16 protein-coding genes are annotated in these 14,879 nt (G+C 63.5%); 11 read left to right on the top strand and 5 right to left on the bottom strand.

Going from position 1 to position 14,879, the window contains the following annotated elements; all coding sequences use genetic code 11:
* Positions 1–191: 191 nt before the first annotated feature.
* Positions 192–956, top strand: coding sequence for a FadR/GntR family transcriptional regulator (locus tag MRBLSP13_RS14635; protein WP_363734399.1), 765 nt, complete (start codon positions 192–194; stop codon positions 954–956).
* Positions 957–1,019: 63 nt separating this feature from the next.
* Here the strand turns inward: MRBLSP13_RS14635 and MRBLSP13_RS14630 are convergent, their stop codons facing one another.
* Positions 1,020–2,324 (bottom strand): sugar MFS transporter, encoded by a 1,305-nt coding sequence (locus tag MRBLSP13_RS14630; RefSeq protein ID WP_363734400.1) that lies wholly within the window; start codon positions 2,322–2,324, stop codon positions 1,020–1,022.
* Positions 2,325–2,499: 175 nt separating this feature from the next.
* Between MRBLSP13_RS14630 and MRBLSP13_RS14625 the strand changes: the two genes are divergently transcribed.
* From MRBLSP13_RS14625 to MRBLSP13_RS14615, 3 genes are all read left to right on the top strand, one after another.
* Positions 2,500–3,597 carry an aldose epimerase family protein gene (locus tag MRBLSP13_RS14625; RefSeq protein WP_363755212.1) on the top strand — a complete coding sequence of 366 codons (1,098 nt, stop codon included), beginning with the start codon at positions 2,500–2,502 and terminating at the stop codon, positions 3,595–3,597.
* A gap of 13 nt (positions 3,598–3,610) precedes the next feature.
* Positions 3,611–4,468 (top strand): SMP-30/gluconolactonase/LRE family protein, encoded by an 858-nt coding sequence (locus MRBLSP13_RS14620; RefSeq protein ID WP_363734402.1) that lies wholly within the window; start codon positions 3,611–3,613, stop codon positions 4,466–4,468.
* Between the two features lie 91 nt (positions 4,469–4,559).
* The gene (locus MRBLSP13_RS14615; RefSeq protein WP_363734403.1) at positions 4,560–5,573 is read left to right on the top strand and encodes a 50S ribosomal protein L11 methyltransferase; all 1,014 of its coding nucleotides are present in this window, start codon (positions 4,560–4,562) and stop codon (positions 5,571–5,573) included.
* Between the two features lie 114 nt (positions 5,574–5,687).
* On the opposite strand, the gene MRBLSP13_RS14610 is transcribed toward MRBLSP13_RS14615, so the two are convergent.
* From MRBLSP13_RS14610 to MRBLSP13_RS14595, 4 genes are read right to left on the bottom strand one after another with little or no spacing between them, the layout of a single operon-like run.
* Positions 5,688–6,230, bottom strand: coding sequence for an NUDIX hydrolase (locus MRBLSP13_RS14610; RefSeq protein ID WP_363734404.1), 543 nt, complete (start codon positions 6,228–6,230; stop codon positions 5,688–5,690).
* Positions 6,227–6,904: a TPM domain-containing protein gene (locus tag MRBLSP13_RS14605; protein WP_363734405.1), complete on the bottom strand. Its 678-nt coding sequence runs from the start codon at positions 6,902–6,904 to the stop codon at positions 6,227–6,229. Before MRBLSP13_RS14605 ends, MRBLSP13_RS14610 begins: the two co-directional genes overlap by 4 nt.
* Positions 6,904–7,719, bottom strand: coding sequence for a TPM domain-containing protein (locus MRBLSP13_RS14600; protein WP_363734406.1), 816 nt, complete (start codon positions 7,717–7,719; stop codon positions 6,904–6,906). Before MRBLSP13_RS14600 ends, MRBLSP13_RS14605 begins: the two co-directional genes overlap by 1 nt.
* Positions 7,720–7,726: 7 nt before the next feature.
* Positions 7,727–8,329, bottom strand: a complete 603-nt coding sequence (locus tag MRBLSP13_RS14595) for a LemA family protein (RefSeq protein ID WP_363734407.1) — start codon at positions 8,327–8,329, stop codon at positions 7,727–7,729.
* Positions 8,330–8,430: 101 nt separating this feature from the next.
* Here MRBLSP13_RS14595 and mscL point away from each other — a divergent pair, with 101 nt between their 5' ends.
* The 7 genes from mscL (at position 8,431) to MRBLSP13_RS14560 (ending at position 14,769) form a co-directional block, all read left to right on the top strand.
* The gene (gene mscL / locus MRBLSP13_RS14590) at positions 8,431–8,859 is read left to right on the top strand and encodes a large conductance mechanosensitive channel protein MscL (protein WP_363734408.1); all 429 of its coding nucleotides are present in this window, start codon (positions 8,431–8,433) and stop codon (positions 8,857–8,859) included.
* Positions 8,860–8,994: 135 nt separating this feature from the next.
* Positions 8,995–9,270 carry a hypothetical protein gene (locus tag MRBLSP13_RS14585; RefSeq protein ID WP_363734409.1) on the top strand — a complete coding sequence of 92 codons (276 nt, stop codon included), beginning with the start codon at positions 8,995–8,997 and terminating at the stop codon, positions 9,268–9,270.
* Positions 9,271–9,414: 144 nt separating this feature from the next.
* A complete protein-coding gene (locus MRBLSP13_RS14580; protein ID WP_363734410.1) occupies positions 9,415–11,805 on the top strand; it encodes a chemotaxis protein CheA in 2,391 nt (796 codons plus the stop codon).
* A complete protein-coding gene (locus MRBLSP13_RS14575; protein ID WP_133654786.1) occupies positions 11,802–12,239 on the top strand; it encodes a chemotaxis protein CheW in 438 nt (145 codons plus the stop codon). Before MRBLSP13_RS14580 ends, MRBLSP13_RS14575 begins: the two co-directional genes overlap by 4 nt.
* Before the next feature lie 98 nt (positions 12,240–12,337).
* Positions 12,338–12,703, top strand: a complete 366-nt coding sequence (locus tag MRBLSP13_RS14570; protein ID WP_133654787.1) for a response regulator — start codon at positions 12,338–12,340, stop codon at positions 12,701–12,703.
* A gap of 78 nt (positions 12,704–12,781) precedes the next feature.
* Positions 12,782–13,861 (top strand): chemotaxis protein CheB, encoded by a 1,080-nt coding sequence (locus MRBLSP13_RS14565; RefSeq protein WP_363734411.1) that lies wholly within the window; start codon positions 12,782–12,784, stop codon positions 13,859–13,861.
* Positions 13,861–14,769, top strand: coding sequence for a CheR family methyltransferase (locus MRBLSP13_RS14560; RefSeq protein WP_363734412.1), 909 nt, complete (start codon positions 13,861–13,863; stop codon positions 14,767–14,769). Before MRBLSP13_RS14565 ends, MRBLSP13_RS14560 begins: the two co-directional genes overlap by 1 nt.
* The last annotated feature ends 110 nt before the right edge of the window (positions 14,770–14,879 follow it).

Below are 14,879 nucleotides of genomic sequence, written 5' to 3'. Positions count from 1 at the left end.
CCCTTTCGAGCAGCTTCGGTCGAGTTGAATCGGATCGCCGTTCCGGATTGGGTTTTGCACGTCCAGCATGGCAAACCGCCTCTGGCCCTGCATGATCCTGGCCGCCTTGTGATATCGGTATGATCGAAAAGACTATGACATGTTTCGCCTTATCCGATGGACTGCTAGGAAAGCGGGGCGGAGGCGCATCAATGGCTAAAGAAAAACAGCTTTCCAAGGGGACGGCAGAGGGTGCTGGAGGTGCATCGAAGGAGGTGCGTGGTCCTGGCAGGCGCTTGCACGGCGCGATTGCGCACAAGCTGGGAACGGCGATATTGTCCGGCCAATATGCTCCGGGCGATGTCTTGTCGGGTGAAGTCGCCTTTTCCGAGGAACTGGAAGTGTCGCGCAGCGCCTATCGCGAGGCGATACAGGTGCTGACCGCAAAGGGGCTGGTCGAAAGCAGGCCCAAGGCGGGGACCCGGGTATTGCCGCGCAATCGCTGGAACCTGCTGGATCCCGAGGTGCTGGCCTGGGCCTTTGCCGGGGAACCGGACGTGCAGTTCGTGCGCGATCTGTTCGAACTGCGGGCCATAGTCGAACCCGCGGCGGCTCGACTCGCGGCGCAGCGACGAACCAAGGAAGACATCAGGCTGATGAAGGACGCCCTGGCTGCCATGCGCCGCCATACGCTGGCGACCGATGCCGGGCGCGGGGCGGATCGCGACTTTCACAATGCGATCCTGAATGCGACGCGCAACGACGCATTGCGGACGCTATCGGCCAGCATCGGCGCGGCGGTGAACTGGACCACCCAATACAAGCAAAGGGCACGCGCCTTGCCGCGCAATCCCATTCCGGACCATGCGCGCGTGTTTGACGCTATTGCGGCCGGAGACGCGGCCGCAGCGGCGGAGGCTATGGGCGTGCTCGTCGACCTGGCGCTGGAGGATACGGCGAGCGCCATGGCAAGGTGACGGGATAAGGAAAAGGCCGAAGCGGACATCCCGCTTCGGCCTTTTCCGACTTCGAGCTTTCCGTCACCCGATCTGCTGATCAGGCAGCGCGTGGGTCGGCCTGGACCCCCAAAGTGCGTAGAAGAGGATATAGAGTTCGCACAGCGCCGTCAGCAGGAAGCTGGTCTGCAACCCGAAATGGTCCGCCAGCCAGCCCTGTACCACCACCAGCGCGCCGCCGGCGATGGCCATGATCAAAAGACCCGATCCCTCCTCGGTCAACGGTCCAAGCCCCTTGATGCCGAGGGTGAAGATCGTCGGGAACATGATCGAGTGGAACAGGCCGACCAGGATCAGCGACCACATGGCGACCGGCCCCTGAGCGAAGACGGTGATCATCATCACGATGAAGGCGCCGACGGAAAAGGCAGCCAGCACCTTGCCCGCATCGATCCGCTGCATGATCGCCGATCCCGCGAACCGGCCGACCATCATGCCACCCCAGAGGAAGGTCAGGTAACGGCCCGCCTGTTCATGGGTAAGATTGGCGATGTCGGGTTGGCTGACGAAGTTCACGAACAGGTTGGCGACGCCGATTTCCGCGATGAGGTAGATGAAGATCGCCGGAATGCCGAACACCAGATTGCGGTGCGCCCAGAGCGAATGTTTCTTCCGCTCTTCCTTGGCGAGGCGCGTCGCGGCCGCGCCCATGGCGGGCAGCGGGAAACGCGCGATCACGACCGCCAGCACGACCAGCACGACGGCAACCAGGCCATAGGGCAGGATCACCGACTGGGCGTCGGCCAGCCGCTCAGCCTGCGTCAGCACGATATCGCCCTGCGCGGTGCCGCCCTTCGATCGGCCAAGGATCAGGTAAGCGCCGAACATCGGAGCGAGCATGGTGCCGGCCGAGTTCATCGCCTGGACCAGGTTCAGGCGCGAGGACGCGGTTTCCGGTTTGCCGACCACCGCTACATAGGGGTTGGCAGCCACCTGAAGCAGGGTGATGCCGCTGGCGATCACGAACAGCATGATCAGCGTCACGCCATAAGAGGGGATGGACGCCGCCAGCATCATGCCCAGCGCGCCCGCGGCCATGATCAGCAGGCCGGTGACCAGCGACTTCTGGTAGCCGACGCGTTCGATCAGCTTGGCCGAAGGAATGGACGCGACGAAATAGGCAATGAACCATACCGACTCGATCAGTGTCGTCTGCGTATAGCTGAGCTCGAACACGCTGCGCAGGTGCGGCAGCAGCGTGTTGTTGATGACCGTGATGAAGCCCCACATGAAAAAGAGGCTGGCCAGCAACGTCAGGGCAGGGCCGTAGCGCGTGCCGGGATTATGGGCCGCGGCGGGCGCCGCAGTGGGGGAAATGGGTCCTGCCATTCATCCTTCTCCGGAAGAGTCGAAACGGGGCGCACCTGAACGGGGTTGCGCCTGATTATTTTGTATGAGTATATCTCCTCCAACGGCGCGTCAATCGCGTCAAGGGAGGAACCGCATGCGAAAGGCCTTTATGAACAGATCGGTGTTGTCAACGTTGTCATACGGTGCTGCCCTCATGATGACAAGCTCGACAGTGCTGGCGGCGGAGGCGAGCCGCGCGCCGGCCGGCACGCTGGCCGATGGAACCGCGATCGAGTCAATCACGCTGAAGAACGGGCAGGGCGTGTCGGCCACCATCCTCACCTATGGCGCGACGCTGCAGAAGCTGGCCGGGCCGGATCGCAATGGCCGGATCGCGGACGTCCTGCTGGGCTATGATGATCTTGCCGGCTATGTCGACCATCCCAATTATTTCGGCGTGACCGTCGGCCGTTATGCCAACCGCATCGCCGGGGGCAGGTTCACGCTGGACGGCAAAAGCTATCAATTGCCGCTCAACGACAAGGTCAATTCGCTGCATGGCGGCGGCAAGGGCTTCGACAAGCAGCCATGGAGAGTCGTGTCGCTGAAGGATGGGCCGACCGCCACGCTGGTCCTGGCCCTCACCAGCCCGGACGGCGACGCCGGCTATCCGGGGCAGCTCGACGCCACCGTCACCTATACGCTGGACGAAGCAGGTAATCTGGGCATCGCCTTCGACGCGAGGACCAGCAAGCCGACCATCGTCAACATGACCAACCATGCGATCTTCGATCTGGCAGGTGAAGGGTCGAGGGACGGCGCGCTGGGCCATCTGCTGACCATCCCGGCCAAGGCGTTCACGCCCGTGGACGCCAATCTGATCCCGACCGGCGAACTGAAGCCGGTGGAGGGTACGGTTTTCGATTTTCGTGCGCCGCGCCGCGTCGCGGACGGGATCCGCGACGGGCGCGATGCGCAGATCGTCGCTGGACGCGGCTATGACCATAATTTTGCATTGGACAAGGGTGCGACCAAGGCGCCCGAACTTGCCGCGCGTCTGGAAGATCCGGCTTCGGGCCGCGTGCTCGACGTGCTGACCACAGAACCGGGCGTGCAATTCTACACGGGCAATTTCCTCGATGGCACGCTGATCGGCAAGCAGGGGCATCTCTACCGCATGGGCGACGGCATTGCGCTGGAGCCGCAGAAATTCCCCAATTCGCCCAACCAGCCCAAATTCCTGTCGGCGCGGGTGGATCCGGGCAAGCCCTATCACCATCAGATGGTCTACCGCCTGTCGGTCAAGCGCTGAAGGGATGTCCGGCATGGCTGAATGGCGCAAGATCGACCGCGGCGTGCGTGATACGCTGGGCGAGGGGACTTTATGGTCGGCTCGGGAGAATGCGGTCTATTGGACCGACATAGTCGCGCCGGCGCTCAATCGTCTGTCGCTCGCCGACGGCGTCATCCAGCGCTGGGCCATGCCCGAACCGCTCGGCTGGGTGGTTCAACGGGCGGGCGGGGGCTTCGTTGGCGGCTTCCAGAGCGGGTTCAAATGGTTGACGCTCGATCCTCTGACGATCACGCCGCTGGGCGATCCCGAACCGCATCTGCCCGGCAGCCGCATGAACGACGGCAAGGCGGATGAGAGCGGCGCCATCTGGTGCGGCACCATGGACATGACGGGAGGGCAGGACGTTGGCTTGCTCTACCGGCTCGATCCTGATGGCGGCTGGGCGATCGCGGACAGCGGCTATCGCGTGCCCAATGGTCCCGCCTTCTCGCCCGGCGGTGACTGGCTCTATCACAGCGACACGGCGCGGCGGCAGATATACCGTTTCTCCCGGACGGCCGGCGGCGGCCTGGCAGACCGCCAGCCTTTCATCCGTTTTGCCGAGGAGGATGGCTATCCCGATGGCATGACCGTCGATGCCGACGGGCATCTTTGGGTCGCCCATTGGGGCGGCGGACGGATCAGCCGATTCACGCCGGAGGGCAGGCTCGATCGATCGATAGCGCTGCCTGCCGGACAGGTGACGAACATCTGTTTCGCCGGAGAGAGACTGGATCGCATGTTCGTCAGTTCGGCGGCAATCGGCCTGCCGGAAAGCGAGTATGATGGTGCGCTTTTTGAAGTCTTCCCCGGCACGCATGGGCTGCCGACCAACCTGTACGCGGGGTAGGCGGCAGGCCGGACGAGTCGATGGCGATCATTTTCCGCCATCAAGCCTGTCCTGCTTCCCCTTCATCCGCCAAAGGTCTAAAGGCGGCGGCATGAACGACCTTGCCATATCATCGCCGCCAGCCGTCAGGGGGCAAAGCTGGAAAGTCACCTTCCCTTGCACGCGCGCCGAGGCCGAGGCGCTGGATGGCGACATCGCCGCCTTTGCCCTGATGGATCGGCCCCCCGTGCTGATGACCAGCGAGGCGGAACCCGACAATGAACATAGCTGGCGGCTGGACGCCTATTTCGAAGGTCGGCCCAGCCAGGCCGCGATCCGGCTGCTCCGTTCGCTTGTGCCCAGCGCCGCCGGCGTCAAGCCGCTGGTCGAGCAATTGCCGGACGAAGACTGGGTAACGCTCAGCCAGCAGGGGCTGGAACCCGTCACTGCCGGGCGCTTCCACGTCCGCAACCTGCCCAGTGATCCTGCGGCGCCCGGCCATGTCAATTTCCTGATCGAGGCGAGCCGCGCGTTCGGAACCGGCCAGCATGAAACGACGGCGGGTTGTCTGATCATGCTCGACCGCATGCGCCGGATCGGCATGCGCTTCGGCAATGTCGCGGACATCGGCACGGGAACAGGCCTGCTCGCCTTTGCCGCGCTGCATCTTTGGTCGCACGCCTATGCAACCGCGTCTGACATCGACCCGGTCGCGGTCGAGATCAGCGCAGCCAATGCGGCAGTGAATGGCGTTACCCTTGGCAAAGGCCAGGGGCAACTGGCGCTCTACGCGGCGGCGGGGGTGGATCACCCGGCGATCGCTACGCGCGCGCCTTATGACCTGCTGATCGCGAATATCCTGGCCGGTCCGCTGATCGAACTTGCCCCGTCGCTCTGCGCGATGGTGGAGGAAGGCGGCACCATCCTGCTTGCAGGCTTGCTGCAGGAACAGGCCGACGCGGTGCTCGCCGCCTATCGTGCCCAGGGGATGCGTCTGGCCGAGCGTACCGACCGGGGCGATTGGCCCACGCTCCGCCTGCGCAAGCGGCCCCGGATCGGGTGGAAACGACCGACGCGCATAGACGGCAATGCTCGCGGAGAAGCCCCCGGCTTTGGCAGTCTCTGATCCGACGGCGGGAGGCATTTGGAGCGCCGTTGCATCAGATGCAGGTGGCGCGCTCCGGATTCATATTGTCGCATCGTCATAAGTGGATGATCGATTTCCACTTGTGACAATGTCCTAATCCACAAATCCTGCGCCAAGCAGCAGAAGCAATTTCACGTCGATGGCGAAACCGTCCTTCCGCCATGCCGCGATCCTTTCATGGATGGCGTTCAGCGGAACGCGATGAACCCGGATGTCCTCGCCCTCCACACCGCCGCCTTCCCCGGTTTTCACCAGGTCATGCGCCCGGAACAGGCTGAAGCTTTCCGACACCATGCCGGGTGAGCTATAATATTCACCCAGATTTTCCAGACGGCCCGGACGGTAGCCGGTCTCCTCCTCCAGTTCCCGGGTAGCGGCCAGCATGGCTTCCTCGCCTTCTTCCTGGTCGCCCACCAGCCCGGCGGGAAGTTCGATGCAGCGGCGGCCCAGCGGTACGCGGAATTGGTCGACCAGCAGCACGTGCCGTCCATCTGCCGCCTCATCCACGGCCAGGATGACGGCGGCATGGATGCCCCGTGCCCTGCCCACATATTCCCAGCGCCCCCGCCGCTTGGCCGTGATGAATCTCCCCTCCCACATGATCTCTTCGGGGGAGGTTCCGTCATGTTCGCTCATAGTTCGATCAGCCTGTCGGGCAATTCGTTGGGATTGTCGCCGGTCGCGGGAAAATGTTCGGCCAGCACCCGGCCGACCTGCCGTACAGCTTCCGCCATGCCTTCAGCGGCGCGACCTGCCTGTGCACCATCCACCAGCGCGGCCATCGCCTTGCCCCAGACCTCGGGCGCGACCTTTTCATTGATCGCTGCATCCGCGACGAGTTCCGCCCGATGTTCATCCAGCGAGAGATAGATGAGCACGCCGGTCCGCCCGCGCGTTCGTCCCTGCGCAACAGCGCGGAACAGCGTGATGGCGCGGCGGCGCACACGGCGGGCCTTGGTGGCCTTTGGCGTCAGCGCCATGCGCAGCGGCATCCAGGCGAGCGCATAGCGGACGATCAGGAATTTGAGGATCAGCAGGCCCAGCAGGACCGTCAGCAGCTTCCAATCCTCGATCTCATGTTCCCAGCTTTGCAGCAGCCAGGAACAGAGGCGGCGAAACTGCTGCGGGAAGGCTGCCGCCACCGAAAGGGCCAGGAACACCACGCCTATCGCCCAGTGCAGTCCGGCGTCATGATAGGCGTCGGACCGGCGTGCCACGATGGTGACGATCTCACCATCGGTAGCCTTCTCCGCTTCGACGACGGCGGCCGTTACGTGGTCGCGATCGGCTTCGTTCATGATCAGGCGCATCACCAGTCTCCCGAGGCGCCGCCGCCGCCGAAGCTGCCGCCGCCGCCGGAGAAGCCGTCGCTTCCGCCGCCCCAGCCGCCCCCGCCCCAGCCCGATCCGCCCCCGCCGCCCCAGCCGGAATCGCCGGGCCCCCAGAGGATGATCGGTCCTGACCCGCCCCGATAGCGGCGTCCTTTGCCTCGTCCGGCAAGCATGGCGACGATGATGATCGCGACGACGATGAGCCAGAATATCAGCATGAATGTCCCGCCATCGTCCGACGCGTCGCGTGCTTTGGCCTCGGCCTGCGCCGCAAGTGCCCTGGCTTCTTCAGGCGGCAGGCTCAGCAGCTTGCCAATCGCATCCACCCCTGCATCGATGCCGCCCGGCAAGTCGCCTGCCTTGAATCGGGGCGTGATGTCGTTCCGGATGATCTGGGAAGAGAGCGCATCGGTCATGATGCCCTCCAGACCGTAGCCGACCTCGATCCGGACCTTGCGCTCCTTGGGGGCAATGATCAGCAGTGCGCCGTCATTCCTGTCCTTGGAGCCGATGCCCCAGGCGCGGCCGAGCTGATAGCCATAATCGGATATGTCATAACCCTGAAGGTCCGGCAGGGTCGCAACCACCAACTGACGCCCGCTCTGCTTTTCCAGCGCAGCAAGCTTGTCGGTCAGGGCCTGTTTCTGCTGCGCGGACAGCAGGGAGGCGTCGTCCACCACCCGCCCTGTCAGCTTGGGAAAGGTCTGGGCCTGCGCGGCAGGCGCAATTCCCGCCATCCCCGCGGCAGGCAGGAAAGCCAGCAGCGCGAGGATCAGGAGCAGGCGGCGGAGCATCACCGGCTCAGTTGCCGAAATCGACCTTCGGCGCCTCTTCCGCGCCTGGCGTCGTGGCCTGGAACGGGGTCATGGGTTTGGCGCCATGGATGATCTTGGCGCCGATCGCATCGGGGAAGGTGCGGATGCGGGTATTATAGGCGCGCACCGCTTCATTATAGTCGCGGATGGCGACAGCGATGCGGTTCTCCGTTCCTTCAAGCTGCGACTGCAGATCAAGGAAATTCTGGTTGGTCTTGAGCTCGGGATAGGCTTCGACCGAAGCGAGCAGACGGCCCAGCCCTTGGCTCAACTGCGCCTGCGCCTGCTGGAACTGCTGCACCTTGGCTGGGTCGGACAGATCGGCCGCAGTGACCTGGACCGAAGTCGCCTTGGCGCGGGCTTCCGTCACCTTTACCAGCGTGTCCTGTTCCTGCTTGCCCGCGGCCTTCACCGTGGCCACGAGGTTGCCGACCAGATTGGCCCGGCGCTGATATTGGGCCTGCACGTCGGCCCATTTGGCCTTGGCGACCTCTTCTGCGGCAGGGACGCTGTTGATGCCGCAGGCGCTGAGCGCAAAGGCGCCCAACAGAGGCAGGAGGAAAAGTCGGAACTGGCGCAGGATCGTCATGGAACATCCTCAGGCTTGTTTCGTGTGACGAAATAGGCGGTTGTTGAAGCCTGCGCAACGGTCCATGCTGTCAATATCGCAATCAGGACAAGGGGTTCGCCATGGGGCTGATTTCCGAATTCAAGACGTTCATCAATCGCGGCAATGTCATGGACCTGGCCGTCGGCGTGATCATCGGCGGCGCATTCGCAACCATCACCAAGTCGCTGACGGACGATCTGATCATGCCGGTCGTCGGCTATATCTTCGGGGGCGCCGACTTTTCCGGCTATTTCATCCGGCTGGGAGAGATTCCCGCCGGGTTCAAGGGCAATCCGAACAGCTATGCCGATCTGAAGGCCGCCAATGTCGCCATGTTCGGCTGGGGTGAATTCCTGACGGTCTTCGTCAATTTCCTGATCCTGGCCTTCATCATTTTCCTGCTGGTCAGGGCAGTGAACAAGCTGATGCCCAAGCCCGATGAGGCGCCGGCGGCCACGCCGGAGGACGTGCTACTGCTGCGCGAAATTCGGGATTCCCTTAAAAAATAGGTCGTTTCTGCGACGAAAGGAGCCTGCGGCGGGAACCATATTTCCCGCGACCAGTTGATGGGCGTCAGGGTTCCGGGCATCCGGTCCCCTTGCCGAATGACGTCAGCCCATGGGGGCGCAACAGGAGAAAACGCCGTGAAAACCTTCGTATCAGTCCTTGGCCTTGCCAGCCTGATCGCACTTGCTGCGTGCGATTCCAAGCAGGAGAACAAGGTCGAGAACGCGTATGAGAATCAGGCGGACGCCATCGACAACCAGGCTGACAATATGGAAGCGATGGCCGACAATCTGAGCGGCAATGCCGAAAATGCCGCTGAAAACGCTGCCGACGCGCTGGAGAACAAGGCGGATGCCACCCGCGAAGCCGGCGAGAAGGCGGCCGACGCGGTTGAGAAGAACCAGACGCACTGATCCAGGCTTTCTACCCGAGCCGCAGGGGGCGTCGCGACGGTCTGTCGCGGCGCCCCTTTCTTTTGCATTGCGGGATCGGTCCTCTTTAACGGGGATTTAACCACGGCTGCTTCATGGTCCGCCGCCTATCCATGAGGCGGTGGAATGGACGAGTTACTCCAGGAATTCATATCGGAAACGCGCGAGACGTTGGAAGCGTTGGCGGGGGAGGTCGTCGCCTGGGAAGCGGACCCTGCGGACCGCGATCGCCTGGATGCCATTTTCCGCTTCTTCCATACGGTGAAGGGGAGTTGTGGTTTCCTGAACCTGCCGCGCTTCGAACGGTTGAGCCACGCCGCCGAGGATGTTCTTTCGGAAATCCGGGCGGGCAAGCGGATTGCCGATCCTGCTACTGTCAGCGCCGTGCTGGGCATCATGGATCGCATCGCGGAACTTGCCGAGGCGGTGGCCATTGGCGCCGCGTTGCCGCAGGAGAATGACGATTATCTGATCGCGGCCCTGACCGGCAGGCTCGCTGAGACGGAACCCACCGTAACGGACGAGGAGATGTCGGCGCCGATTGTCATGCGGACTTCCGCGGGACAATCGGCGCCGCGTACGATCCGCTTGCCGCTGTCGCTGATCGACCAATTGATGAATGGCGTGTCGGACATGGTGCTGGCGCGGAACGAACTGTCGCGCAAGCTCCGAGAACGGTCGACTGATCCGGAACTGGAAAGCGCCTTCGAACGGCTGTCGACCTGCGTCGCTGACATGCGTGACGCCATTTCCAAGACTCGGATGCAGCGCGTCGATCGATTGTTCACTGCCATCCCGCGCATGGTTCGCGACCTCAGCAGGGAATTGGGCAAGCGCATTGACCTCAGCCTTGAGGGCGGCGATGTCGAAATGGATCGCGAAATGGTCGAGATGGTCGTCGACCCGCTTACCCATATCGTCCGCAACAGCATCGACCATGGCATAGAAGCGCCCGAAAAGCGCCGCGCGCTGGGCAAGCCCGAGGCGGGGCGGCTGAGGCTGGAGGCGCGTCAGTCGGGCAATCAGATCGTCATCGAGATTTCCGACGATGGGCAGGGCATCAATACCGGCCGCCTGGTCGACAAGGCGGTGGCGGCGGGTCGCCTGACGCCGGATGGCGCAGCGCGAATGAGCGAGGCGGAAAGGCTCGACCTGATCTTCCACCCCGGCCTTTCGACCGCGAACCAGGTCACGGCCATTTCCGGACGCGGCGTCGGCATGGACGTGGTCCGCGCGAATGTGGAGCGGATCGGCGGGGTCATCGCGCTCGACAACCGTCCGGGCTGCGGGCTGACCATAACCTTGCGGGTGCCGCTGACGCTGACGATCATTCCGGGACTGATCGTGCGAGCAGGCGACCTGCATTTCGCCATTCCGCGCGCTGCGGTCGTGGAAATATTGCATGACAACAATGAGATGCTGACCATCGCGGAAGTGGGCGGCGCCAAGATCGCGACGATCCGGTCGGTCCGCCATTCCATGATCGACCTGGAAGATGTGCTGGGCATGGAACGGGTCGCGCAGCCCGGACCGCGCGTATTGATGGTGGTGCGTTCCGCAACCGGCGTTCCCTTTGCCATGGGCGTGTCGGCGGTCGAAAATCACGAGGAATTGGTGATCCGTCCCGCCTCGCCGCTTGTGATGGCGTCGGGTGTCTATGCCGGCATGACCTTGCCCGACAATGGTAAGCCGATGCTGTTGCTGGATGCGGCGGGACTGGCCAATGCGGCGCGTTTGCCCAACATCGTCGACGACCAGGCGGAGGGCCGGGTGGGGCAAAAGGAAGAAGCGCAGGGCGTCGAGATGGTGTCCGCCTTGCGGTTCGAGGAATATTCGGGGGAGCGGCGACTGCTCAAGCTTTCGCTGATCGAGCGGGTGGAGGACATCGATGCCCGGCTGTTCGGCCAGTCGGGCGGGCGCGGCTTCGTGCGGCTGGACGGACGGCTGGTGCCGGTGGCCAATGGCCATCACGCCTTTGCCGGGGAGAAGGTCGCCGCGCTCCGCCTGCGCGATGGTACGCGGGAGGCCTGCTACCCGGTCGCCGCGGTTCTGGATATCGTGGAAATGCCTGCCGTGCCGGACATGGTGGCGATGCACGGCTTGTTGAGCGGCGTCGCCGTGATCGATGGCGAGCATCTGGAGGTGATCAACCCGTTCGCCCTCTTCGCTGGACTGCCGGAACAGCCGATGGTGGAGCGGACTGGGGGGCGCTGTCTGCTGGCCGACAGCGAGGATGGCTGGACCCGTGAAATATTGGCGCCGCTGCTTCGCCAGGCCGGGCATGAGGTGGTGATGGGCCTGCCCGCTGGCGAGGCGGTCGACCCGCAGGATGTGGTATTGTTCACCGGATCGGACACGTCGCCGGCCAACGAACTTCTGGGCTGCCGAATTGTCCAGTTGCGCGCGACGCCTCGTCCGACCGGCCCCCAGGACAGCAGCATCTATCGCTACGATCAGGACGCGCTGATGGCTGCGCTCGCTGGATCGGGGCGTCAGGCCGGGAGGACAGCCCAATGAACCAGCTTTACCTCTTCGCCACGTTGGCCGGTACGAGAATCGCGGTAGAGACCCGGGAGGTCGAGGCGGTGGTCAAGCTCACCGACATTTCGCCCGTGCCTGGCATGGGCGCACATGTCGCCGGCCTTTCCGCGCTGCGGAGCCGCGTGTTGACGGTCATCGACGTCGCGGCGCTGGTACGGGGGCGCAAGACACCCGCACAGCAGCGTGGCTTTGCGATCATCGCCGACATCAGTGGCCATAGCTATGGGTTGATGGTCGACGCCGTGCACGACATCTGCCAGGTGCCGGTGGGCGAATTGCCGCTGCGGGGCCAGTTGGACCCTGCCTGGATACCCTATGCTCGCAGCCTGGTGGAGCATGAGGGGCAACCCTATCTGCTCGTGTCGCTGAGCGGCTTCATTGAGGGCGGCTCGGTCACGCAGGCGGCATGATTTCGGATGGGCATGACGATCTCGTGCCGGCGTTTACCAAATCCTCGCCTTTGCTGATTAGGACTTGCACGGATGGGACGCAAAATAAGGGACGCATTATGAAAAACTGCCTGGTGGTGGATGATTCCAAGGTCATCCGCAAAGTCGCCCGCCACATATTGGAATCGCTCGACCTGTCGGTGAGCGAGGCGGTCGACGGCCGTGACGCCCTTACGCAATGCGAGACATCGGTCCCCGACGTGGTGCTGCTGGACTGGAACATGCCCGTGATGAGCGGCATGGAATTCCTCCAGGCGCTGCCGGATGCCAAGCTCTCCTCTCGGCCCAAGATCATCTTCTGCACCACCGAAAATGGCATCAGCCATATCAAGGCCGCGGTCGAAGCGGGCGCAGACGAATATGTCATGAAGCCATTCGACCGCGAAACTCTGGAAAGCAAGCTGACGATCGTCGGCGTCATCTAGGCATCGCGTCCGGATCCGGTGCCCCCGCCGGCACTCCTTGCTTGTTCAGTTCGCCTTTGTTCAGAAAGACTTGCTTCGATGACCGTTCACGTGCCGATCATGGCCTTCAGCCGGGGTGAGGATGCGCCGCTGCGCACCCTCATCGTCGACGATTCGGTCGTGGTAAGGACGGTCATAGAGCGGATATTGAATGCCGATCGCAGATTTTCCGTCACGCACAAGACCAATAGCGCCGAACATGCGCTCGGCTATTTGCGGGACCATGAGGTCGACCTGATCCTGCTCGACATAGAGCTGCCGGGACAGAGCGGCCTCATGGCACTGCCGGCAATCCTGAAGACCAATCCGCGGGCCAAGGTCGTGATCCTGTCCGGTAATTGCGGGGAGGGGAGCGCCGCGGCAGTCGAAGCTCTGGCCCTGGGTGCCAGCGACATACTGGCAAAGCCAGGTAGCGGCAGTTTTGGCGAGCAGTTTCCGCAGGCGCTGATGGACCGGCTGTCGCGCCTGTTCAGCGGCAACCCCATGGCTGTCGCGGTTCAGCCGCCCCAGCATATCGGCCCGCAGCAGGTGACCCAGCCACTCGCCTGCCTCGGCATTGGTGCATCGACCGGAGGCATCCACGCGCTGGGGCGGCTTTTCGCGGGCCTGGTTGATCCATTGGGTGTGCCGATCCTGCTGACCCAGCATCTTCCCGCCAGCTTCACCCATTATTTCGTCGAGCAACTGGGACGCATGACATTCCTGCGCGTCAAGGTGGCGGAACAGGGAGAAATACTGGTCCCGGACGTCGTCTATGTCGCGCCGGGCGACGCCAATCTCCAGCTTCGACCAGGTCTTTATGGCCGGGTTTCCGTGGTGCTGAATGCGCAGCGCACGCCCACCGGCAACCTGCCGGGCGTCGACCCGATGTTCGCCAGCATGGCCCAGGCCTATGGCGCCGGCGCGGCGGGCGTGGTGCTGACGGGCATGGGGCGGGACGGGACGGCGGGTGCACGCGAAATCGTCGCGGCCGGCGGATGGATCGTGGCGCAGGATGAAGCAAGCAGCGTCGTTTGGGGAATGCCCGGATCGGTCGCCGGAGAAGGATTGAACTGCGCCCTGCTCGAACCCCATGCGATCATGGACTTCGTGGCGCGAAGAGGAAAGAACAGAAACTGATGGCATTGCCCCCTTCGGCCGACTCCCTTTCGTCCGGTGCCGCTTCGCCGGTCCCTGCGGCACGCGGCGCGGCGCGCATTTTTTCCGGCCTGCTGGAGGCGCGCACCGGGCAGGTTTTGTCCGAAAACCGGGCATGGCGGATGGAGACGGCGCTGAAGCCCGTGCTGCGCGCCCACGGCCTGGGTGACATGGATGCGCTGGCGGCCCGGCTGATCGCACATAAGGACGCGGCGCTGGAAAACGACGTGGTCAATGCGCTGCTGAACAATGAAAGCAGTTTTTTCCGCGACCTCCAGATTTTCGACATGATCCACCGCCATATCCTGCCGCGCATTCATGCCCAGCGATCCGACAGGACGCTGCGCATCTGGAGCGCAGGCTGTTCGACAGGGCAGGAAGTCTATTCGCTGGCGATCCAGCTCTGCAACGATATGGCGAAGTGGCGCGGCTGGCGGATAGAGATATTGGCGACCGATATTTCCACTGCGGCCATAGCCCAGGCAAAAGCAGGCATCTTCACCCAGATGGATGTGCAACGCGGCTTGCCGGTGGGCGATCTGCTCAAATGGTTCGATCCTGCGGGCGATGACTGGCGAGCCAATTCGGCTCTGCGGCAGATGATCGATTTTCGAACCGACAACCTGTTCGACGCACGTGCGCCGCTGGGGGAATATGACCTTCTGCTCTGCCGCAACGTGCTCCTCTACTTCACCCCCGAACGCCGGCAGTCCGTACTGCGCCTCCTCGCGCGGCACAGCCATTCCGGCTCGGTCCTGCTGTTGGGCGCGGGCGAGACGGTGATCGGCCACAGCGAGGACTTTGTGCCTCATGCGGAATTTCGCGGCGGCTATGGACGCCGCGCCGAGGCGGTGGGGCAGGGGAATGAAGAGCGGCGGCGGGCGATCTGATCGATCTGATAGCTGCCGCGGGAAAATGCCCCAGCCCGCTTGATTGGCCTGCCGCTGTCGGCCATGGTCTGTTCGCGCCCTATCGAGGCGTTGACGGACGAATGCGAGCG

The sequence above is a fragment of the Sphingobium sp. LSP13-1-1.1 genome, assembly GCF_040676415.1.
Lineage (GTDB): Bacteria > Pseudomonadota > Alphaproteobacteria > Sphingomonadales > Sphingomonadaceae > Sphingobium.
The sequence above is the reverse complement of the archived record's forward strand: the minus strand, read 5'-3'. Positions and strand labels throughout refer to the sequence as shown.